The organism is Gammaproteobacteria bacterium (assembly GCA_016200485.1).
Taxonomy (GTDB): domain Bacteria; phylum Pseudomonadota; class Gammaproteobacteria; order Tenderiales; family Tenderiaceae; genus JACQEP01.
This window is the reverse complement of record JACQEP010000016.1, coordinates 22,781-42,888: the sequence shown is the minus strand read 5'-3', so window position 1 is coordinate 42,888 and position 20,108 is coordinate 22,781. Positions and strand designations below refer to the sequence as shown.

The 20,108-nt window shown below is 52.1% G+C and carries 20 protein-coding genes; 8 read left to right on the top strand and 12 right to left on the bottom strand.

Going from position 1 to position 20,108, the window contains the following annotated elements; all coding sequences use genetic code 11:
- Positions 1-4: 4 nt before the first annotated feature.
- The 5 genes from HY272_10270 to HY272_10250 form a co-directional block, all read right to left on the bottom strand.
- Positions 5-661 carry a tetratricopeptide repeat protein gene (locus tag HY272_10270; GenBank protein MBI3773068.1) on the bottom strand — a complete coding sequence of 219 codons (657 nt, stop codon included), beginning with the start codon at positions 659-661 and terminating at the stop codon, positions 5-7.
- Entirely contained in the window at positions 633-3,470 is a 2,838-nt protein-coding gene (locus HY272_10265; protein MBI3773067.1) for a tetratricopeptide repeat protein, read from the bottom strand. Before HY272_10265 ends, HY272_10270 begins: the two co-directional genes overlap by 29 nt.
- Positions 3,470-4,915, bottom strand: coding sequence for a hypothetical protein (locus HY272_10260; GenBank protein ID MBI3773066.1), 1,446 nt, complete (start codon positions 4,913-4,915; stop codon positions 3,470-3,472). Before HY272_10260 ends, HY272_10265 begins: the two co-directional genes overlap by 1 nt.
- Before the next feature lie 3 nt (positions 4,916-4,918).
- A complete protein-coding gene (locus tag HY272_10255) occupies positions 4,919-5,452 on the bottom strand; it encodes a hypothetical protein (GenBank protein MBI3773065.1) in 534 nt (177 codons plus the stop codon).
- A 179-nt stretch (positions 5,453-5,631) separates the two neighbouring features.
- Positions 5,632-6,501, bottom strand: a complete 870-nt coding sequence (locus tag HY272_10250; protein MBI3773064.1) for a phosphoribulokinase — start codon at positions 6,499-6,501, stop codon at positions 5,632-5,634.
- A 336-nt stretch (positions 6,502-6,837) separates the two neighbouring features.
- On the opposite strand from HY272_10250, the gene HY272_10245 reads away from it, so the two are divergent.
- The 7 genes from HY272_10245 (at position 6,838) to HY272_10215 (ending at position 15,499) form a co-directional block, all read left to right on the top strand.
- The gene (locus tag HY272_10245; protein MBI3773063.1) at positions 6,838-8,118 is read left to right on the top strand and encodes a BamA/TamA family outer membrane protein; all 1,281 of its coding nucleotides are present in this window, start codon (positions 6,838-6,840) and stop codon (positions 8,116-8,118) included.
- 67 nt (positions 8,119-8,185) lie between these two features.
- Complete coding sequence (locus HY272_10240; GenBank protein MBI3773062.1) at positions 8,186-8,698, top strand: hypothetical protein; 513 nt, start codon at positions 8,186-8,188, stop codon at positions 8,696-8,698.
- A 100-nt stretch (positions 8,699-8,798) separates the two neighbouring features.
- Positions 8,799-9,488 carry a zinc metallopeptidase gene (locus HY272_10235; GenBank protein MBI3773061.1) on the top strand — a complete coding sequence of 230 codons (690 nt, stop codon included), beginning with the start codon at positions 8,799-8,801 and terminating at the stop codon, positions 9,486-9,488.
- Positions 9,489-9,758: 270 nt separating this feature from the next.
- The gene (locus HY272_10230) at positions 9,759-11,771 is read left to right on the top strand and encodes a hypothetical protein (protein MBI3773060.1); all 2,013 of its coding nucleotides are present in this window, start codon (positions 9,759-9,761) and stop codon (positions 11,769-11,771) included.
- Positions 11,772-11,785: 14 nt separating this feature from the next.
- Positions 11,786-12,790 carry an HlyD family efflux transporter periplasmic adaptor subunit gene (locus HY272_10225; protein ID MBI3773059.1) on the top strand — a complete coding sequence of 335 codons (1,005 nt, stop codon included), beginning with the start codon at positions 11,786-11,788 and terminating at the stop codon, positions 12,788-12,790.
- Complete coding sequence (locus HY272_10220; protein MBI3773058.1) at positions 12,790-14,202, top strand: hypothetical protein; 1,413 nt, start codon at positions 12,790-12,792, stop codon at positions 14,200-14,202. Before HY272_10225 ends, HY272_10220 begins: the two co-directional genes overlap by 1 nt.
- Complete coding sequence (locus HY272_10215; GenBank protein MBI3773057.1) at positions 14,189-15,499, top strand: glycosyltransferase family 2 protein; 1,311 nt, start codon at positions 14,189-14,191, stop codon at positions 15,497-15,499. The genes HY272_10220 and HY272_10215 overlap by 14 nt, the downstream gene beginning before the upstream one ends.
- 200 nt (positions 15,500-15,699) lie before the next feature.
- Here HY272_10215 and HY272_10210 read toward each other — a convergent pair whose 3' ends face one another.
- The 4 genes from HY272_10210 to HY272_10195 form a co-directional block, all read right to left on the bottom strand.
- Positions 15,700-16,248, bottom strand: a complete 549-nt coding sequence (locus tag HY272_10210) for a dihydrofolate reductase (GenBank protein MBI3773056.1) — start codon at positions 16,246-16,248, stop codon at positions 15,700-15,702.
- 96 nt (positions 16,249-16,344) lie between these two features.
- Positions 16,345-16,809, bottom strand: a complete 465-nt coding sequence (locus HY272_10205; GenBank protein MBI3773055.1) for a GNAT family N-acetyltransferase — start codon at positions 16,807-16,809, stop codon at positions 16,345-16,347.
- Positions 16,810-16,841: 32 nt separating this feature from the next.
- A complete protein-coding gene (locus HY272_10200; protein MBI3773054.1) occupies positions 16,842-17,342 on the bottom strand; it encodes a GNAT family N-acetyltransferase in 501 nt (166 codons plus the stop codon).
- A 73-nt stretch (positions 17,343-17,415) separates the two neighbouring features.
- The gene (locus tag HY272_10195) at positions 17,416-17,967 is read right to left on the bottom strand and encodes a pyridoxamine 5'-phosphate oxidase family protein (GenBank protein MBI3773053.1); all 552 of its coding nucleotides are present in this window, start codon (positions 17,965-17,967) and stop codon (positions 17,416-17,418) included.
- Positions 17,968-18,129: 162 nt separating this feature from the next.
- Between HY272_10195 and HY272_10190 the strand changes: the two genes are divergently transcribed.
- A complete protein-coding gene (locus HY272_10190) occupies positions 18,130-18,486 on the top strand; it encodes a zinc metallopeptidase (protein ID MBI3773052.1) in 357 nt (118 codons plus the stop codon).
- Positions 18,487-18,637: 151 nt separating this feature from the next.
- On the opposite strand, the gene HY272_10185 is transcribed toward HY272_10190, so the two are convergent.
- From HY272_10185 to HY272_10175, 3 genes are all read right to left on the bottom strand, one after another.
- Positions 18,638-18,853 carry a hypothetical protein gene (locus HY272_10185; GenBank protein MBI3773051.1) on the bottom strand — a complete coding sequence of 72 codons (216 nt, stop codon included), beginning with the start codon at positions 18,851-18,853 and terminating at the stop codon, positions 18,638-18,640.
- A gap of 55 nt (positions 18,854-18,908) precedes the next feature.
- A complete protein-coding gene (locus HY272_10180; GenBank protein ID MBI3773050.1) occupies positions 18,909-19,103 on the bottom strand; it encodes a hypothetical protein in 195 nt (64 codons plus the stop codon).
- Between the two features lie 297 nt (positions 19,104-19,400).
- Positions 19,401-20,090 carry an NrdJb gene (locus HY272_10175; GenBank protein MBI3773049.1) on the bottom strand — a complete coding sequence of 230 codons (690 nt, stop codon included), beginning with the start codon at positions 20,088-20,090 and terminating at the stop codon, positions 19,401-19,403.
- Positions 20,091-20,108: the final 18 nt, after the last annotated feature.

Sequence of the window (20,108 nt, the reverse complement as noted above, 5' to 3'; positions counted from 1 at the left end):
GCAATTAGTGCTTGGCGATGAGACGTTTTTGAATGTCGGCGAGCCATATCTTAATCTGCTTGTCGTCAGGGTTGAGTTTCTGTGCCGTCTGAAAATAGCCAAGCGCCTTTTCTGGTTGGTTAAGATACAAGTCGAGCAAGATCCCCAGGTTGAGATTCAAATGCGGATGCGCAGGGGCGATCTGGAGTCCGGCCTCATAGGTTTGGCGTGCCAGATCGAATTTGCCCTGATCCCGGTACAAAATGGCCAGATGATTATAAACATCGGCATTTTCTTTGTTAAGCTCCAACGACTTCTTGAAGGCCTGTTCGGCTTCGTTGTTCTTGCCCTTGCGCTTAAAGAGGATGCCGATATTGGCATAGGGGCCGGCATAATCGGGATGGTTTTTGACCAGTTCAAAAAAAATGGTCTCGGCGTCCCCGAATTTTTGGTCCTGCATTGCCTTGAGGGCGCGATCATAATCCGCCTGGGCGGCGGGATCGACCAACGCGGCGGCCGTTGCCGCCGCCCCGCCCTTGGCGCCAGTGATTGGGGCGGGTGGTGGTGGCGCATCGGTGCGCGGACGTACGGGATCGGTCGCGCCGCCACAGCCGCTTAGCAGGACGGCGGTGAGCAGCAGTCCTGCTAAGCGTTTAACGGATGACATTGATCGCAGGTTCATATCGTTCCATCTTGCCATAACGTGCCGGCACGAGCTTGGCGAGTGCTGCCAGGCTCTTGCGGGTCCAGTCATTATACAGGCCGCCCGCAATGCGGTCGGCGTTGGTTTGATGCAGGCCTATGGCTTTTTCCTCAAACGGAAACGCCTGTTCTTCAAGCATGAGATTGTATTGCTCCATTTCCTCGTCATTTAAGTTCTTTGGCTTGTCGGATTCCATCAGTTTGTGACTGAAATCGGCATACATGTCCGCGATGCGGAAGGTAGCGGCGGTGGTGTAGTCGGCGACGCCGATTTCAGAGGCCTTGGTATACGCCTCCAATGCCTGTTTCATCAGTTGCCGTTTCAATTCCATATTCTTGCGTAGCGGTTCAACCAGGCGCACATCTTCATAACGCTTGAAGTGAGGCTCCGCCAGTTCAAATGCAGCTTGTGCGGCAAGGAAGCGGGTGCGATTGGTGCGCTCGTTACCACCGTCGTGATCGGCGACGTAAATTTTTTCAAGTTGCACCAGATAGTAATAATCCTTGCCTTGCTTGATATAAAGTTTGCCAGCCCGATAAAGCGCTTCAATGGCAGGTTCAAGTGGCGATGGAAATTGATCCGCGTACTGAACATAAGTGACCGATGCCTGAAGCAAGTCGTTGCTCTTCTCGTAGAGTTCGGCGGCCTGCCAGATGGCCTCGCGGCGGGTTTGCGGGTTTTCATCCTTTTTGGCAAGACCGACCAAAGCCTTTGCAGCCTCGGCATGTTTTGCCAGGCGAACATAAGCGACTGCAAGCTTTTCATCAGCGGCGCCACGTAATTGGTGGTCGGGATATTTTTTCTTGAATGCTTCAAGAGTGTCTGCGGCCTTCTCCCAGTCATCGAGAATGATATAGGTGGTGGCGATATCGAATTCGGCCATGGGCCGTACAGACGAATTGGGTGCGGTTTCAATCAGGCGCTTGAATTCGGTAATGGCGCTGGTGAGTGCGCCCTGGGCGCGGAAGTGTTCTGCCTGTTTGTAAATACAAGCCGCAAGGCGCTCATCAACTTCCTTGAGCATTTCGTCGCCGGGTTTGAGTAGCGCCCTGAGTTCGGTATAGAAAAGTTCGGCTACTTCATAATGATCTTCTTCAAATTGAGTATGGGCAAGCACAGTAAGTGCCGTGCGCTTTGTTTCGTCACTGGCTTTTGGATAGCGGTCAAGCACTGTTTGTGCGGCGATAACGGCCTCATCATAGCGCCGTGCCTGATACAGTTCATTGGCGGCCTTGACCAGTACCTTGGGTGTGCGCGCGTCGTGCTGGAAGGTGCGGGCAAAAGTCAGTGCGCTCTGTAAGGCGCCATGATGCCAGGTGCTCTTCTCCTCGTCTTTGAGCAGCTTTTCCTGTTCGCTATACGAGACCAGCGCCGCATACCCCGCTTCTGCGGCCTGCGGGTGTTCCGGGTATTCATAAGCGGTGCGTTCGTACTCGCGCGCTGCGTCGGCGTACAGTTTGTCCTCGAATAATGCCTCGGCAAGCAGGAAGTTGATGCGCGGCGCGTTTTCACCATCGGGGAAGTTTTTCAAATAAGCGCGATACCAGGAGACGGCTTCCTGATAGTCGAGCACGATCTTGGATTTTTGCGCCTTGGCATGGTGATATTCCGCCAGGTCGGCCATGTGGGTGCGCAGTTGGCTGCGGATTAAGGTTTTGGCTTTCTCGTCGGCGCGGACCAGATGCTCAAAATAATTATTATGAATATGCGTATCCCAATAGTCGAACAATGCATTATAGCGGCGTACAAATTCTCGTTTGGCGGGGATGATCAAGTCTGTTAGCGCCTTGTCGTGGTAAACCTTGATCGCGCTATCCTGGAATGCGACGGCATAAGGATGCCATGGGGCACGATCAGTAAAGGCGCTGTATGTCTTGGCGGATTCAACGGGAAGCTCTTGCTTTAAATAGTATTCCGCCAGCGATGAATAGAGTAAAAATTCATAGATGCGCGGTGGTTTGTTGTGTAGATATTCAGTTAAGGTGATGGCGCCGCGCTGTTGTGCCATGCAAAGATTGATGACGCGAAAAGTCTCATTGACCAGTTCCTTGTCGGCTCGGCCGAGGAAGTCAAGTGACTCAATTTCAGATGGCATGTCATTGCGATTAAGTTTCAAATCAAGCAGTGCAAAAAACGGGTCCAGTGAGTCATTGCAGCGATCCTGCTTGTAGATGGACCAGCCGTATTTGAAAAGCGATTGCTCATAGAACTGGGAGTTGCGGTTGATGGTAATTACACTGGCGTAAGCCAGTTCTGCGTCACGAAATTGCTGTTGATTGAATAATATTTCCGCCCGGCGGAAACTTGCCTCTGGCGCGCGTTCCGATTTTGGGTAGTCGCGGGTCAGTATTTTAAGGGCACGTAGCGCCTTGTCGGTACGGCCGCTGTGTTCGTAGGCACGGGCCAGCTGATAAAGTACATTTTCACGTTCGGCATAATTGGGGTAATTGGCGAGCAGCTTCTGGTACCAGGAAATGGCTTTGTCGTAACTTTTGGCATCCACCTGACCAGAATCGGTTTGTTCCAGCTGGCGTTCAATCTGCTGCATTTCCAGTTCTGCCAGGCGATGCATGGCCTTGGCATTCAGCTGCGTGTCGTCACTGTTGGTGGCAAGGTCTTCATAGGTGTCCATGGCCTTGGCTACATCGGCCTTGACTGAAGACGATTTTTCAATGCGAATGGATGTGTTCTTGAGACTGTCCAACGTCGGTTCGGTCGTGGTGGGTTGTCCGCCACAAGCCGTGAGTGCCGCGATCATTGCAGGGATTGTCAGTCGTCGCCAGACCATCAGGGATGCCCTGTTTTTTCAGTTGCGTGTTCAATCACTTGCGCCAGGCCAAATTGGGCTTGGCGCGTATAATTGGCCAGTTGTGTTTTGTAGCTGTCCAATATCTCGACCGCCAGGCTGTCGACCTTGCTTTGCTGAGCATTGAGTGCGATGGTAATGGACGTGGCTAATGTCTGATGATTCAGGTGTGAGCGGGAAATCTCGGCACGAACGTGGCTTGCCTGAGGATGTTGTTCGAATTGGGTGATTGTATCCTTAAGACCCGCCAGTTGGGTCTGTAGTAGTAGCAGCGAGCGCTGTTCGCGCAATGCCCCCTGAAATTTGATGTTCTGCATTAATAGTGGCAGGAAATGATTTTCAGGTGTTACCCCCTTTTGCCAGCCGCCTAGCCAATCCGTTTCATGTGCCGGCTGCGCGTTAAGTATGGCGGACAGGCGATGATCGCGAATGGCCTTTTGCGCCTCAGTAAGCTTGACGATTTCACTTCTTAATTGGTCAATGGCGGATTCATAACGCTCCGCTGCCTGTTTGTATGCCTCGGCCTGGCTGAGTGCGTAAGGAATCGCCAGCAGCGATTCGTAGTAAAAGGCGTTGGTGAGAGGACGCTGCTGTAGCTCTTGCCAATAGACCAGTGCACGTTCGTAGTCGCCGCTGCTGGAGTATGTCCACCCCATGCCGAGCAATGCCTGTTCTGACAGGGCGCCATTGAGTTGAACCTTCTTCAGGTATTCGCGAGCCCGAACCGGGTTGCCAAGTTGAATTAAGGTAAAACCCAGGCTGAGGTTGGCCTGATCGCGCAGGGCGGCGCGCTCGGGATTATTACGTACATCCATTTCGCCGAGTTTGTGCAATAACACGGCCCCATGTTTGTTCTTGAAGTGTTTTAGCAACAACACACCCAGGTTGTAACGTTGATAAAGTGACCATTGGGTTTCCGAGACCAGGTTTTCCGATACCAATACCACTGCCTGTTCCGGATGTTTTTCCGCCATCAGGATATGGGCATTAATTAGGGTGCGTTCGGTTTCCTGTTCGTTGGTGAGTGTTTTTCCGGCATCATAGATCGCTTGCTTGGCGACGGCGAATTGCTGGTCTTCCAGCGCCAGTTTTGCCAGTTTTAGCCATGCAAGATCTTTGATTTCGATGTGAGCGCCACGCTCGCCGAGTTCGCGGTACAACTGCATTGCCTTGGTGCGCAGGCCTTGCTCGGCGCAGATGTCGGCAAGATACATGCGCGCCAGATCCTTGTCGTCGCCAAGCCGATTGCGGTTATCAGCAAGTTCCAGGAGTGCTGCGGCCTGGAGCGGATTGCCATTGACCAAGGTGTAGATAGCATTGCCGAGCTCAACGTTGTCCGCCCGGCGCAAGTCGATTTCTTTTGATAGCCCCAGTCCCGGCAGGATGGCCAGGCAAAGCGCGAGACAGACTGTTGTATGTTGCAGCATAGGTTAAGGCGTGTCGATATGATCGTGACGAAACACAAATTCAGGGCGGCGCAGTTGCAACAGGTCGGCGATGGTGATTTTGATGACGTCAACGCCCGGTTTTTTTTCAAAGGCTAATGTTTTCGAGTGTTGATTGGATTGGCCAATGTTGCCGCGAAACAGGGCTTTTAGTTCATGGCGTCCCGGCGGTAGTGGGCCGGAGTAGAGTTTTTGCATCCCGCCCATATTGAAGGCGGCGCGTTGTTGATCATTGAGTTCTCCCTGGGCGATGATTTTGTCATCGAGCATGATGTTGATACTGCGCAGGGAGAGATAGGGCAGGTTGTCCATGTCGAGATAGATATCGATGCGATCCGGGTAAGCCTGCTCTTGCAGCGTTTCTTCGATTGCAAGCAGATCGCGGCGTAAATTTAAGGCCGATGTCGCCAGGGATTCATAGTTGCCGGATTCCGCATTGTCGTGCTCGGCCAAGGCGCCACTTGCGGTGATGAGCAGCGTAATGGAAAGCAGGCAACGAAGTGTGGGTGTCAGGCGCACTGGATACGGGTCTGTTTCATGAGTTGATAAATATCTGACATGGCCGCAGCGGGTTCAGTTCAACGTCCAGACTAACATACTGTTTTATCGGTATATTCATTGTGCCGTGATTCGGCTGCCGGGTAAAGCGGGCAGCGCTAAAACAAAGGGCCCCACGGGGCCCTTTGTTTGCCGCTGGTTTAGGCAGTGCGCTTTTTTTCCATCATGTCATGGACGATCGGCGTCAGGATGATTTCCATCGCCATCCCCATCTTGGCGGCCGGGACCACCAAGGTGTTGGGGCGTGACATCCAGGAGCCGTGCAGCATTTGCAGGTAATAAGCGACGTCATGCTTCTTTGGATAACGGAAGCGGATGACCACAAAGCTCTCGTCCGGGGTCGGAATATCACGGGCGATGAATGGGTTAGAGGTGTCAACAATCGGTACGCGCTGGAAATTGACGTCAGTGCGCGAGAACTGCGGAGTGATGAATTTGACGTAATCCGGCATCCGGCGGAGGATGGTTTCCACCACGGCTTCGGCAGAATAGCCGCGCTCCTTGTTGTCGCGATGGATCTTCTGGATCCACTCCAGGTTGACGATCGGCACGACGCCGATCAGCAAGTCCACCCATTGCGCCACATCGACATCGTCGGTCACGACGCCGCCGTGCAGACCTTCATAGAACAGCAGGTCGGAACCGGCCGGGACGTCTTCCCACGGGGTGAAGGTGCCGGGTTCTTGTTTGTAAGGGGCGGCCTCTTCTTCGTTGTGCAGATACTTGCGCAGCTTACCAGTGCCGGTCTCGCCATAGGTGCGGAATAGCTCTTCCAGTTTGTCGAAGATATTGCCATCAGCGCCGAAATGGCTAAGGGTGGTGCCATGGGTCAGGGCCTCGGCAACGGCCTTTTTCATGGACTGGCGGTCATAACGGTGGAAGCTGTCACCTTCAATGACGGCAGCTTTGATCCCCTCGCGACGGAAAATGTGTTCCATGGAGGTCTTGACCGTCGAAGTGCCGGCGCCTGATGAGCCAGTGACGGCGATGATGGGGTGTTTCCTGGACATGAGTCCTCTCCTTAAAAATGACAACTATGTGATTCAAATCCGTTAGTTTCTGATACAGGTTAGCGGTATCATGCCGGAGTGGGGCGCGGCTCTCTTGGCCAGCGTGTATTATCCCCAAGCCCGTCAGAAAGGGGCAATTATACTACAGGCCATCGTTTTTGCGATCACCTGTCTTAAGGGAGAATTTTTCTGGTAATTTCCAAGCTAAATTAAGAAATATGGAATTTATAATTAATAAATATAGTGCGGGCAGTTGCCGAGGAATGGTTGTTGATTAACCCATTGTTTTATAAAAATTTATCTCTGATAAAGCTTGCTATTGGATTGTTGACGCTGATGTTGGGTCTTTTGAGTCGGACTGCAATGGCTCAAGAGGCCGAGTCCGCAATGGGCCCGGAGTCGCAGCAGATCATCACCGAGATCCGTTTTGTCGGTAATGAAGTGACCTCCCCCCGAATTTTGCGCCAGGAAATGCTGATCAAAGAAGGGGATGTGGTTGATCCCGGAAAAATCGAAGCCTCACGGCAGGCGATCATGGACTTGGGGCTCTTCAAGGAAGTTGAGGCGACCTTGTTGCCGGAGGCGGATGGGCAGGCACTGAAAATTACTGTCACCGAAAAACTGTATATCCTGCCCATCCCCAAGTTGGATCGCAATGCGGATGGCGAGGTGAGTTATGGCGCGCAAATCCGGTGGGATAATATCGCTGGTCTCAATCAGCGGCTCAGGGCAACCTATGAAATTCAGAAAGGCTGCTGCGCTAACCAAAAGAGTCCAACAGAGTTAACGCTGGAATATCAATACCCGCGCTGGGCGGGTTTGGATTATGGTTTGAACCTGAACCTGACGTATTTGCGTGCGCCGGCGAGCAAAAGTGAAAATGGCGTCAAAATTGCTGAATCCTGGGCCGCGTTGGATTCGTTTGGCATCGGGCTCAACCATTGGCTGGGTTCTGGGCCTTCCACCGGCTGGCTTGCCGGCGTCAGTTGGTCTTGGTCGATAAATCATTACGATTTTATCTCAGGTGATCCCACCGTCTTTGTCGATAGCAAATCGGAAGCGATTGGGTTAAGCGTTAGTTATTTGCGGGTGCATGACTATCTTTATAGCCGCAGCGGTATGGATTATGGGTACCAGTTTTCAGTTGGGCCGACATGGTTAGGTTCCGACAAGACTTTTAGCAGCAATCAAATTTATTACCGTCACTATTTCCCCATCGGTGATATCAAGCACCAGAATATCGATTTGCAAATGCGGTTTGGCGGCGCGGGCGGTAGTCTGCCAGGAGGGGGGGACCCCTACTCTTTGGGTGGCAGTCGTGATCTGCGGGCTTATGAAAAGGGAGTTTTTACCGGAAAATCGTTCTTTTCGGCCAATGTTGAGTATCTGCGTCCCATGTTTGGCTATGCGCCGTTACGCAGCGTCTTGTTTTATGATGTTGGCAATACGTATCCGGACAACCGGGTCTTCGATGTGCAGAATCTGGAATCAGCGCTGGGGGTTGGGTTACGGTACCGGGTTAAGTGGTTTGTCGATCTGCAAATCCGTGCCGATTACGCTAAGGCCTTGGGGCAGGCCAGTCATAAATTTTATGTGGGCACCAGAAGCACCTTTTAGAACGGCCGGGGTGGATGCGTGTCACGCCTTGGCGTAGACTCGTTTAAAACGGTGGGAGGATACGGCGGTGAGCAAGACGATCTGCAAATGGTTTGGCGCTGCCATGGCGGCAGTATTTGTATTGGCGGGTTGCAGCAGCACCCATATCAATGCCAGCCATCCCCTGTTGCAACCCGATTTGAAATCGGAGTTTGCAAAGGTTTATTTTCTGCGGCCACCCACCGAGCATGTGCAAGGCTACGCCGACAAACCAGTCACGATTGAAGTGGATAAGGAAAAACTGCTGGAGTTAGGCAAGGGCGATTATGCGCTGGTCTATATCAAACCTCGTGGCGTCAGAATCACCGTACGCAACCTCACTCAAATGCGGGGGCGCTGGGAAGTGGCTTCCCAGGAGCGCAGCCGCAGTTTTGAGTTTGCGGCCGGTAAATCTTATTTCATCCTGACGCGCCCCGTGGACGGAGAATTTCGCGGCGTGGCTTTTGTTCCCGAGAGCGTGGGTCTGTTTGAGGCCAAGAATATCGCCAAGATGTTGAAGCCCACAGGCGAAGCGAAGCGGGCCCGGATCGCTGATTTGTAATCTTGAAAATATATTCGTCCGCGAATAAACGCAAATACACACGAAATTTTCAGGCAGGGGCGATTCATGAATCGCCCCTGCAAATCGGTGACATGCATCCATGTATCTCGCCCTGCTCGTAATTATCTTGTTGGGTGCTCTGTTCGCGCCACAGTGGTGGGCGCGGCGAGTGATGCAACGCCACTCAGCACCACGGACTGATTATCCCGGCACCGGTGCCGAACTGGCGCGGCACTTATTGGATAAGTTTGAATTAAATGCAGTGCGTGTCGAAATCGCCGAGCAGGGCGATCATTATGATCCGACTGCTAAAATCGTTCGTTTGTCAGCAGAACATTTCAACGGTAAATCATTGACTGCAATCGCAGTGGCGGCCCATGAGGTCGGGCATGCGATTCAGGATGCGCTGGATTATGCACCTTTGCGTTGGCGTTCACAGTTGGTCAGCGCTGCGCAACAAGCGGAGCGCTTTGGCTCGGGAATGATAGTGTTGATGCCGGTGATCACATTATTGGCCCGTTCACCACGTGCAGCGATGGTCATGTTCGTGCTGGGTTTGGCGGGCATGGCCTTGTCAGTATTGGTGCATCTGGTGACGTTGCCCGTGGAGCTCGATGCCAGCTTCAATCGCGCCTTGCCATTATTGCAAGCCGGGCAATATCTCGATGAACAAGATCAAGTCGCGGCACAGCAAGTGCTGCGCGCCGCGGCGCTTACCTATCTCGCGGCATCGCTGGCGAGTCTGCTCAATGTCTGGCGGTGGATGTCGTTGTGGCGGGGACGTGGTTGAAAAAGTATTTGAGGGGGCGCTGTGAAATGAGGGCGGTTGAAAGGCGCGAGCTGTAAATGCAAGATACCAACTTACATGTGGTACATTTTAGTTATTAAATTTTGAGCTAATTTTTATAGCTTAATATGTGGTTTTTATTGTGATGCAGTGATAGATTCATGCCCTTTGCTCAAGCAAGTTTCCGTCCTGTCTGCCGATAGAATCTAAGGAACCGCTGATTAAATCTGTGGTGAATTCTTCGTCACTTTTGGGTATTGGAATTTCGAGATCATGCAAACGGATAGGCGTAGTGTAATGGTGTTGCTAGCCTGGCTGCTCATGTTGCCAGCGCCACCATATGCTGAATCCGCTGAGGCGATTGCCGCTGCGCCCATGGATGCCACCGAAGCGGATCAGGTCTGGAGTCAGTTAGAGACCATCACGCAGCGGCTGCAACAGCTGGCGCAGGTACCGCAGTCCCTTGAGGCCGGACACCACATGTTATCCCGGCCTTGTGAACCAGGCCGGCAAACGCTGGCAGAAATACGCGATGAGCAATTAAGTTTTGATTCCCGCCAGCTGGAGAAACGCACGGCTTTGAGTTTGCGCGGCGGTTATGCCAATCGCACCCTTCTTGACGATGCCGGCGAGTCCAGCGCCTATCTCGAGCTGGACTGGGATGTGTTGCGTAATGGTTATTTGGAATATCGCGATCAAGCGCGTGCGCTGGACAACAAACGACGCATGCTGGAGTTGCAGAAACAGCGTGAGCAGGCTGAGGAACAAAATCAATGTCGTCGCGATCGGTTGTCTGTCGAGGCGTTTACCGGCATGAAAATCGGTTTGCTGGAGCTTAAGCAGTCGTTGATGGATGTGGCTGGCCGTATCGAGCGGCGTGCCTATTTCAGGGGATGGAGTAATCTGGAAGATGCTTTTGCCGCCGAGTCGGAACAGGTGATGTTGCGTATGGAGCTGGAGCATTTGCGTGTCGTTGGGGGCGGGCAGGCGATCCATCTGCCCCTGATTGGGGTGCAGATGGCGACAGTGCTGGCGGAGATGGAGCGGCGCGCCGGAAACGATGAAGCGCCACAATTACACAATGAAATCGCCCGGACACGAGAGGGTGCACGCTATCAGGATCGTTTGCAGCTGTATGTGCGCAAGGAACTTGATACGTTTTCCGGCAACGGCGATAACTATGCCTCGCTGGGTCTGCGTTTCACTGTGCCGCTGGATCGGGAACAAAGCGATCGCAGGCTATCTTTTGAACTGCGTGAGTTGCAGCAGCAGGGCAAATTGGAGTCCTGGCAGCGCCTGGCGCGGACTCGCGATGCCTATGAGCGTGTGCGTGAACAACAGCAGCGCGCCGTGCGCCAACACTATCGTTATCTTGGTGCCAGTGAGCGTGTAAGGCGTGTGATGATGCAGCATGCTCTGGGGGACCGGATCGAGGTTGCCGAAGGCGTGCTGCGAGTGCGTGCGCTGCTTGATGAAAGTATAGAGCTGGTACGAAGCAAACAGGAGCTCTATTTCCGTGTCTCCGATCTGCTTGCTGCTGCCGGGATCGACTATCGTCCGGAATATATCGCGGAGGTGCCGTTGCCCGATGAGCATTACCGTGCCCGTGTCGGTGAGCGAGCCGCTTATCTTTGGTCTGAGTTTTTTAACCGTACCGATAATCGTGTGCTGTTGGAAATGCTTCATGTCAAGAGCATCGAACGAGTGGTGCTGGTGGCGGGCAGGAAGATCGATGCGGCAAAGCGCAAGGCGTTCGTGAGCGCGGCGCAGGAAAAAGGCATTGCAGTGGAGAGTCTGCTGGCAGGCAGCAATGAGTGGATATTCCCCGAGCGGCGGGCAGAGGTGGTGCGGCAAGCGCTTGAACTGACGGCGGAAGGTAGTGCGATTCACCTCGACATCGAACCTCATGTGTTGCCGGGTTATAACGCGGATCGTCAGACCTATCTCGACCATTATCTGGCGATGCTCAAGGCAGTACGGGAAGTGATTGGGAATAATCCGCTCAGCGTCTCGGTGCCGCAGACCTGGCCACCGGAATTCTATGCCAACGTCGCAAGCCTGGTCGATCATATTTACATCATGTCGTATGAAAATCGATCATTACCACAGCAGCAACGACGTCTTGAGGTGATACTGGCGAAGATAGGTCGCGACAAGGCGGTGGTTGCCCTAAGCGTCAAGGATTTCAGTGACGAGTGGGCGTTGGAGAACACCATGGAACAATTGAGTGCACAATTGGGGGTCAGGCGATTTGCGCTGCACCAATTGACTGATTTTATCCGCTAGCGAAGGCATGTGGCATGAGACTGCGCAACCGAACAAGTTATATGACAGGGCTGCCGGAAGGTGCGCCGAAACGCACGCCGGGATCGCGCGTCACCTCCTGGCTCTATCTGTTGTTCATCAGCTCGCTGGTGCTGTATATCGGTTATCTCGGAGTGATGTGGATATGGCAATTTAGCGGACGCGGCTATGTCGATAGCCCGCGTATTATGATCCGTGCCAGCGTTGGTGGGCGCATTGCCGAACTCGGTGTCCAGTCGGGGCAGCATGTGGCTGCCGGTACCCGGCTGGCCGTTATCGAGCCAACTCGGGGTTGCAGTGATGTTGCCTCGCCGGTGATGGACAGCCGCGGCGAGCAGCTGCATTTTGAAGCGCAGCGTAAGCAGATCGAGCTTGATGCATTATTGGGCGAGCTGAAATTGGTGGCGCCGCAGCCGGTGGACGAGGGTGTACGGCGTGCGCTTGAAGTCGATGGGGAATATCTGAGGCGCTATGAACAGAATCAGAAACAGGCCGAAATCCTCAAGCTAAAGATCGCGCGTGTTCGCGGCGAGTTGGGGCTGTTGCACCGTCAGTCAGGCGGACGTACGCTGCCGCAGCGGAATCGCGATGGGGTAATCGCAGCCGGGGCTTGTCAGCCCGAAGTGTTGGTAGCTCCGCTGGCGGGCCGAGTGCGCGCTGTCTTGCGCAATCGTTATGAAGTGGTGGGCAGGGGTGATGCTGTCGTTGATGTGGTGAGTGATCACGCCCCGGTATTCATCGACGTTTATTTCGATCAGGACAGGCTCGACTTGGTGACGGCCGGCAAGGTATTGAAGGTCTATTTCTCGGACGGCACGGAGAGTGAGGGGCGGGTGGAGTCCGTGCGTTCGGCCGCCAGCCGTCTGCCGGAGAATTCCGGTATGGGTTATGGCGAACCCGCAGGCAAAATCATTGCACGCATTACGCCTGTGAATCAGGCCGACACAGCAGTATGGGCGCGTTATGACCGGATGGCGGTGCGTGTGAGAGGTACCCGATAATGAGACAACCTTGGTTTGTGGCATTCGATGCCGGGCAAGTGGGCCCCGCCTTTTTAATGTCGGTGACCCTGGCAGAGCTGATGAAGACCGATCCCTGGCAGTATGCCTTTCTGGTAATCGATACCGATCAGCCGCAACAAGCTGAAGCGATCATACGCGCTGTGCGTCAAAGTCATCATCCTGCGCTTTATCTGTTGCCGATTGTCGGTTTGCACAAGGGGTTGGTCTATGGGGGCAAGGTGCATCGCTTTGCCGATGTTTATCTGCCGCGCGACAGCTTCGACCAGAAGGCGGCTGGAGAACTGGTATCGCAATTTGAGCCGGTCCTGAGCTGGATCGATGGCAGCGGCCATGATGGTGGCAGTGCCGATGTCAATATCGCTTTCAAGGTGTTGCGCATGATCGCCAGTCGCGGGACGCCCTTTGTGCCGGTGGCGACGGCCTCGGCCTCTGCCGGCTATGTTTATCCGCTGATCGAGCCATTGTTTGATCACAACGATGCCGGTGTGCTGCAGACACTGGAATATCTTCAAGACCAGCGCCTGTTGCATGGCGAATTCTTTGCCCGCGCCCATTTTTGCAGCCACTGTGACTGTGCTTTCCTCAATTTCACCGAGGCCTGTCCTCATTGCGGCGCCACCGATCTGAAGCTCGATGAACTGGTACACCACTTCAAGTGTGCTTATACCGGTGAGCTTTCCGAGTTCAAGCGTGGCGAAACCATGGTCTGTCCGAAGTGTGAGCAATTACTCCGGCATATTGGGGTGGACTATGACAAACCCTCATTGGTTTATCACTGTAACCAATGCACTCATGCGTTTCAGGACCCGCGCGTCATGTCCATGTGCTACAACTGTGGCCGGAGTGTGGCGCCGGAGAATCAACTGATACGCATCATCCAGAGCTACTCCGTCTCATCGCTCGGCGAGAATGCCGCCCGTTACGGGATGGAGAGCCTGTTCGCCAATATCTTCGACAGCGAGCTGAAGCTGGCATCATTCGTCAGCTTCATGGATTTTTGCCGGATTGAGGTGGAACGCATCCGCCGTTACAAAAAATCCAGCAGCACATTGGTGTTGTTCGAATTCAGTGGTCTTGATGCGCTGTATATCAAGCTCGGTAAACGTGCACGCGATGTTTTCATGGAGTTGAGCGCGATATTTAAATCCATATTACGCCGCTCCGATGTTATCACTGCGCGCAACGAGACCGTATTTCTGGTAGTGATGACAGAAACCGACATGGATCAGGCCAGGCTGGCCGTCGGTCGGCTCGAGCAGGGAATCATTGCTTTGTTCGAAAACAATCTATCGATCAAGCCGCGGTTGCGCTTTCAGGTTTATGCGCTTGCCGATGTGAGCGATCCTCAAACTGCGCTTGAGCAGTTTCTGAGTCATGATGTGGTTGCTTGATGGTCTGATCGAGTTCGTGCAAAGCCTGACCACCTGGCAGGTGCTGGCCTACTTCTGGCCGTTTTTCATGATCGATGTCGTGCGCTATGTGTTATCCGATATCATTATTTTTCTCGTGCATATGCCGCGGCATTATTTTTCACGGGAGCGGCGCGAACAGGCGCGGCGGGTGTTGTTCACCGAGCAACCGCTGGTATCGGTAATCGTGCCTGGCAAGAATGAGGGCAAGCACATTCCCGCGCTTGCCGAGTCGCTGCGAAGCCAAAGTTACAAACACTACGAACTAATCATCGTCGATGATGGCTCGGATGATGATACCGCCGACATTTGCCGTCGCCTGGAGTCCGAAGGCAGGATTACACGCTTCATCCGTAATGAAGTCCGCGGTGGTAAAGCCTCGGCCGCCAACACCGCCCTGCGTTATTCCCGTGGAGAATACATCATCCATCTCGATGCCGATTCATATCTGGACGATGATGCCATTGAGACAATCCTGTTGCCCTTTATCATGGATCCCGCTGTTGGAGCTGTCGGCGGCGATGTGCGAGTCGCCAATATTGATGCCAATATCATTACCCGGTTACAGGCAATCGAATACCTGAAATCGATCAGTGTCGGACGCACGATTGCCTCAACGCTTGGACTGCTTCGTATCATTGCCGGTGCGCATGGCGCGTTCCGGCGCGATGTCCTGGAGCGGATTTATGGTTGGGATGTCGGTCCCGGCCTAGACGGCGATCTTACCCTCAAGGTGCGCAAAATGGGCTTCAAAGTCGCTCATCAGCCGTATGCCGTCTGTTACACCCATGTTCCAGATCGGGTGCGAACGCTGGCGAAACAGCGTTACCGCTGGGATCGATCGCTAGTGCGTTTTCGCACCCGTAAACACATTGATATTCTTCGCCCGTCGAAAAATTTCCGCCTCAGTAATTTCTTGTCAAGCGCAGAAAATATTTTTTTCAATTTACTTCTCGATTTCAAGTGGTGGATTTATCTGGTGCAGATGTTGTTTTTCAGTGCCGAGTGGTTGGGATATATCTTTCTGATCAATCTGTTTCTGTATATGAGTGCCAACTATATTCAGTTTATTACCGCCACACTGTTGCTGCATCACAAGTTTGGACGGCGTGAGTATGCGCTTTATCTCTACATTCCGCTGATGCCGTTTTACTATGGCATCTATCTTCGCACGGTACGAACCTACGCCTATCTGATGGAAGGGTTGCACAAAGTATCGTATTGGGACCGATGGAATCCATGGAAGGTCTCGCGGATTGCCAGGAAAGAGCGTCTGTAGCGTGTTCTAAATATAGACGCAAATGAAAACGGAAATATTCGGTTTGTGTCGGTCGGGTTCCTCTACCCAATCCAGCATTTGTGATCGGTTTAATTTGTAGCGGTGATTGAAAAAAATAGTCCGCAAATAAACGCGAATGAACGCAAAAACAGCGCTATGCAGGTTGGGTCAGCATAGCGTAACCCGACGTTTATGACTGATTATGCAGGATTTACAATTTTGTATTTACTTTGCACAAACCCGCTCTCAAAATCTTTTGTGTAGAGATGTTGGAGTTTGATGTCATGGGGTAAGGGTCCAAAAAGCGGGAGTCCCTCGCCGATTAGGACAGGGATTCTAGTGATCGTCATTCCCTGAATCAAATCGGCCCGCAGGAAACCCTGGATTGTTTTTCCACCGTCAACATAAATATGTGCGGCGCCCGATGTAGCCAATCGTTGAATCAGTTCTTTGGGCGGCATCGAAGAGCCTTCTACGCTCGCTGCCAACTTTTTTGGTGTTTTTGGGAAGTTGCTGCTCAGCACGACAACGTGCTTGCCGTGATACGGCCATTCGTTGAATGTCAGCGCTAAATTATATGTAGTGTACCCCATGACAAGAGTATCAACGGACGTGAAGAACTCGTTAAAGCCGTAATCTTCGCTTCCCATTTCGCCATCACTGCCCGGCAACCAATCGAGATCACCATTCTTTCTGGCGATAAAGCCATCCAAACTGGTTGCGATAAATACCGAACATTTCGTGGCCATGAGAATTCCTTTGAGCTGTCATAGGTCGGGTTGCGCACAGTGGGCTGGCGATCACGGAGCGCGGTGTATTTGAGAGCCCCTCCCATAATGCCGTTGCTAGAGAACAATTGTCTTTTCCATGACTGTGACTGGAATATTATGGTAATTTTCTCGACCCATTACACACCATCCTAGCCGTGCATAAAAATGTTCAGATGCTGGCGTGTAGAGAAAAAGGTGATTTACGCCAAGATCAAGCGCCTTCTCCTCAATGGCTTTTACTAGTGTAGAACCAACACCCTTGCTTCTCCATGATTCTTTCACATAAAGTCCCGCAAGCCATGGAGTCAATTCTGGTTTGGTATCCATATCGTTGATCTTGAGACAGACGGTGCCTACTAATTCATCTCCCTCAAACGCCACCAAAGCCAGTGGAATTCTATCTTTGTTGGTTCTTTTGGATATCAATTTAGTGACATCATCTTCTGTTCGATCAGGATGTAAATACGCCCACTCCCGAAAGAACCAATCTGAAAGGGTAGGTATTACATTTTGATGGTCGGCAAGATAGGCAATCTTCATTTGAAGTCTTTTGAATGTTCGCCTCAAGTATCTCATTTTGAGAAATACTTGGCATAGTAAGATACATCAAAATATTGCCCGCTCTTAAAGGCCTCGTCTTTAAAAACGCCTTCCAGCACATAACCATTCTTTTCAAGCGTCCGCATTGAAGTTTTGTTTGGGCCAAGAACGGGGGCGAATAGCTTTTTGTAATTCATGTCTGAAAAAGCGAGATCGCTCATGATGCGTATCGCCTCGGTGGCGATACCCTTGCCCCAATACTCCTCGCCTAGCCAGTAACCAATCTCCGCCGAGTGGCTTTTCCAGCCAGTTTGTGGCGTGATTCCTATGGTGCCGACAAAGTCGCCTCGATACTCAATAACCTTTGTTACCGAGTTATTTGCCTTTGATCCTGTTTCTATCCACCATGTCGCCTCCTGTTTTGTGTATGGATAGGGGAACGTATAGATCAGATATCTGGAAACGTTTTCATTATTGGCAAGATCGACAAGTCGATCTGCGTCAGTTATCGCATAGTCTCTTAAGGTAATCATTGCTCAGGAGTGGTGCGCTTGCTGCGTGTCGAGGAACGATGGGGGCTGCTTTTTGGCGCCCATTGGATGTGTTTTAGGCATCTTTTCCCATAATATTCGTTGGTTTGCCATCAAGGCTTACTTGATTCTTTTCTTGCCAATACATCTTTAGACCTTCTTCACCTTTTTTAATCGCCCAGTTTCTTAGCTGTTCCCTTTCTCCAGCGTAATCAAAAAACGGTACAGCCATGCCGCAAGAGGTTTGAACAAGGTCAACCGCAAGGTCGAAAATCTGCCGTGCACCAGGAATTGGATTGAAGAAAGAAAATAGCTCATTCCATTCTGGATCATGCTTATGGATTACCTTAGCATTTCCATAAAGACGCAAGATCATAGGGTCGCCTTCGAAAGCGGCAAACATGATGGTCAATCGAGGGTTTTCCTGGGTATGAGCAGCCGTTTCATTGCCACTGCCCGTTACGTTTAGCCATGCGACGCGGTTCTTGCCAAGAACTCTTAAGGAATCCATCCCTTTTGGGGAAATATTTACCCTGCTGTCCGCAGTTGCGGTGCCCACAAAAAATATTTTTTGATTCTCGATAAACTGTTTCAGCTTATCTGATATTTCTGAATATCGTTGCGCCATGTTGTTGCATCCATAGGAGAGTTGTCGAATGTTCTTCCGCCGCACAACAAGTAATCAAGGTAGGCGATTTCCGACCGTTTTGCAATTTTGGCGATGGCTATTTAGGTAGGGTAATCCATGAAAAACGCAAATCAATGCGAAAATATTTAACATGTAGGGCGCATGAGGTGTAGCCGCGTTATGCGCCGGATGGAAAAGAACTGGGGTGGAGAGGATGAGCGGCTAGGTCACATTCGGCGCAATGCGCTACGCTATTGCGCCCTACGCGGGCTGATGTTTGTGTTGGGATTGATGAGTATGGCGTTGTCGGTGTTGGTGCATCTGGTGACGTTGCCGGTGGAGCTGGATGCCAGCTTCAATCGTGCTTTGCCGTTATTGCGCGCCGGGCAATATGTCGATGATAAAGATCAAAATGCAGCGCGACAGGTGTTGAGTGCGGCGGCGCTCACCTATTTGGCGGCATCGTTATCGAGCCTGCTCAATGTCTGGCGCTGGATGTATTTGTGGCGTGGGCGGTGATTGAAAGATAGTCCGCAAATAAACGCGAATGAACGCAAAAAAATTCATTTAGTGTAGGTCGGGTTAGCGCAGCGTAACCCGACGTTTGCGATGTTCGATATGCGCTATAGTCGGGTTACGGCGCAAAAGGCGCGCCTAACCCGACCTACGGCTAATCACTGATCCAGCGCTCAATAATAAAACGATCATTCATATCTTTGGTGATGTAATGTGTCGTACCCTCTACGAAATTCTCAAAGATTTTATAACCTCTATTTTTGTCATTCTCTAAGGCCTTGCTTAAGGATTGTGTAGCGTTTTCCGGGCTAGCGTGTAGCTCGCTACCCACGGAGTTATCAGGTTTTCGATACCAAATTGTTGCGGACATGATTTCTCCCTATGTATCGCGAAGAGCTTGTAATGCAAGTGATGGCGGGGTGTTGCTACGATGCGCTTTTGGTTAACATTTCCGCGAGAAGGGTGTGCGCAAGCGTTTCTGGCGGTAATAGTCCAAGTTGAGTGGTCTTGATGTTGCATCCATAGGATAAGGTGATCATTCCTTTTTTGATTCGGTACCTTGCTTTGTGAGGCTTCCCGTTTGGTTCGATAGTGATTCCCCCTTCGTGCTTGTCACTCATGGCTTTTTTCTCCTTCTTCGCCAAACTTAAATTGGGCAATGCAAAGACGAAATGGTTCACATTAAATTTGTGTGGCGTATCTAAATCACCCCACCCTCCGCCTAACCAACGGATACCGTTCCAAACTCAACGTATCCCATTGCGCCAAATCCACAATCCTACGCTTGCCACCCAACGGGCTAAGCACAACACGAGTGCCAAAATTGCCATGCACCAATGCCCAGACGCGAATGAACTTGCCGGCGGGGCTGAGGTACCATGCGCCGGCGACGGGTTCGTCTGTGGATGTGACGGGGGTTAGCCGCATTTGGAGTCGCCGCAGTTGAGGCAGGTCATGCAGCCGTCCATTTTGATCATGGCTTTGGTCTGGCATTTGCCGCAGAGGGTGGCGCCATCGGGAAAGTCGCTGGGGCTGCTGGTTTCAGCTTGTTTCAATGAGCTGTCATACTGCTGCCGTTTCTCATCGATCAGTTTCTTTTGATGAATGTCGAGCTCTTCGGTCTTGATCAGGCCGATCATGCGCAGATGCGATTCGATGGCGTCACCGATTTCGGCGACCAGCGAGGGCATGAATTTGCCACCACGTTTGAAATAACCGCCGCGCGGATCGAAGACGGAGCGCATTTCGTCGACGAGGAAGGTGACATCGCCGCCCTTGCGGAAGACGGCGGAGATGATGCGCGTCAGCGCCACAATCCACTGGAAGTGATCCATGTTTTTCGAGTTGATGAAGATTTCGAAGGGGCGGCGCAGTTCGTGTTCGGTGCCCGGATTGAGGATGATGTCGTTGATCGTGACGTAGAGCGAGTGTTCCGACAGCGGCGTCTTGATCTTGTAGGTCGAGCCGATCAGCATGTCCGGACGCTCGACTTTCTCGTGCATATGGATCACGTTATCGACAGGCGCTTCTACCTTCGGCGCTTCGGCCTTGGGTTCATTTTTGACCACGTTGTAGCCGGTGATCTTTTTGGTGATTTTGGTAGCCATGTTTGTTGCTCCGCAAGT

Coding starts and splice junctions, on each gene's coding strand:
- HY272_10270 (MBI3773068.1), bottom strand. CDS start 661: ATGAACCTGCGATCAATGTCATCCGTTAAACGCTTAGCAGGACTGCTG.
- HY272_10265 (MBI3773067.1), bottom strand. CDS start 3,470: ATGGTCTGGCGACGACTGACAATCCCTGCAATGATCGCGGCACTCACG.
- HY272_10260 (MBI3773066.1), bottom strand. CDS start 4,915: ATGCTGCAACATACAACAGTCTGTCTCGCGCTTTGCCTGGCCATCCTG.
- HY272_10250 (MBI3773064.1), bottom strand. CDS start 6,501: ATGTCCAGGAAACACCCCATCATCGCCGTCACTGGCTCATCAGGCGCC.
- HY272_10245 (MBI3773063.1), top strand. CDS start 6,838: ATGTTGGGTCTTTTGAGTCGGACTGCAATGGCTCAAGAGGCCGAGTCC.
- HY272_10235 (MBI3773061.1), top strand. CDS start 8,799: ATGTATCTCGCCCTGCTCGTAATTATCTTGTTGGGTGCTCTGTTCGCG.
- HY272_10230 (MBI3773060.1), top strand. CDS start 9,759: ATGCAAACGGATAGGCGTAGTGTAATGGTGTTGCTAGCCTGGCTGCTC.
- HY272_10225 (MBI3773059.1), top strand. CDS start 11,786: ATGAGACTGCGCAACCGAACAAGTTATATGACAGGGCTGCCGGAAGGT.
- HY272_10220 (MBI3773058.1), top strand. CDS start 12,790: ATGAGACAACCTTGGTTTGTGGCATTCGATGCCGGGCAAGTGGGCCCC.
- HY272_10215 (MBI3773057.1), top strand. CDS start 14,189: ATGTGGTTGCTTGATGGTCTGATCGAGTTCGTGCAAAGCCTGACCACC.
- HY272_10210 (MBI3773056.1), bottom strand. CDS start 16,248: ATGGCCACGAAATGTTCGGTATTTATCGCAACCAGTTTGGATGGCTTT.
- HY272_10205 (MBI3773055.1), bottom strand. CDS start 16,809: ATGAAGATTGCCTATCTTGCCGACCATCAAAATGTAATACCTACCCTT.
- HY272_10200 (MBI3773054.1), bottom strand. CDS start 17,342: ATGATTACCTTAAGAGACTATGCGATAACTGACGCAGATCGACTTGTC.
- HY272_10195 (MBI3773053.1), bottom strand. CDS start 17,967: ATGGCGCAACGATATTCAGAAATATCAGATAAGCTGAAACAGTTTATC.
- HY272_10190 (MBI3773052.1), top strand. CDS start 18,130: ATGAGGTGTAGCCGCGTTATGCGCCGGATGGAAAAGAACTGGGGTGGA.
- HY272_10185 (MBI3773051.1), bottom strand. CDS start 18,853: ATGTCCGCAACAATTTGGTATCGAAAACCTGATAACTCCGTGGGTAGC.
- HY272_10180 (MBI3773050.1), bottom strand. CDS start 19,103: ATGAGTGACAAGCACGAAGGGGGAATCACTATCGAACCAAACGGGAAG.
- HY272_10175 (MBI3773049.1), bottom strand. CDS start 20,090: ATGGCTACCAAAATCACCAAAAAGATCACCGGCTACAACGTGGTCAAA.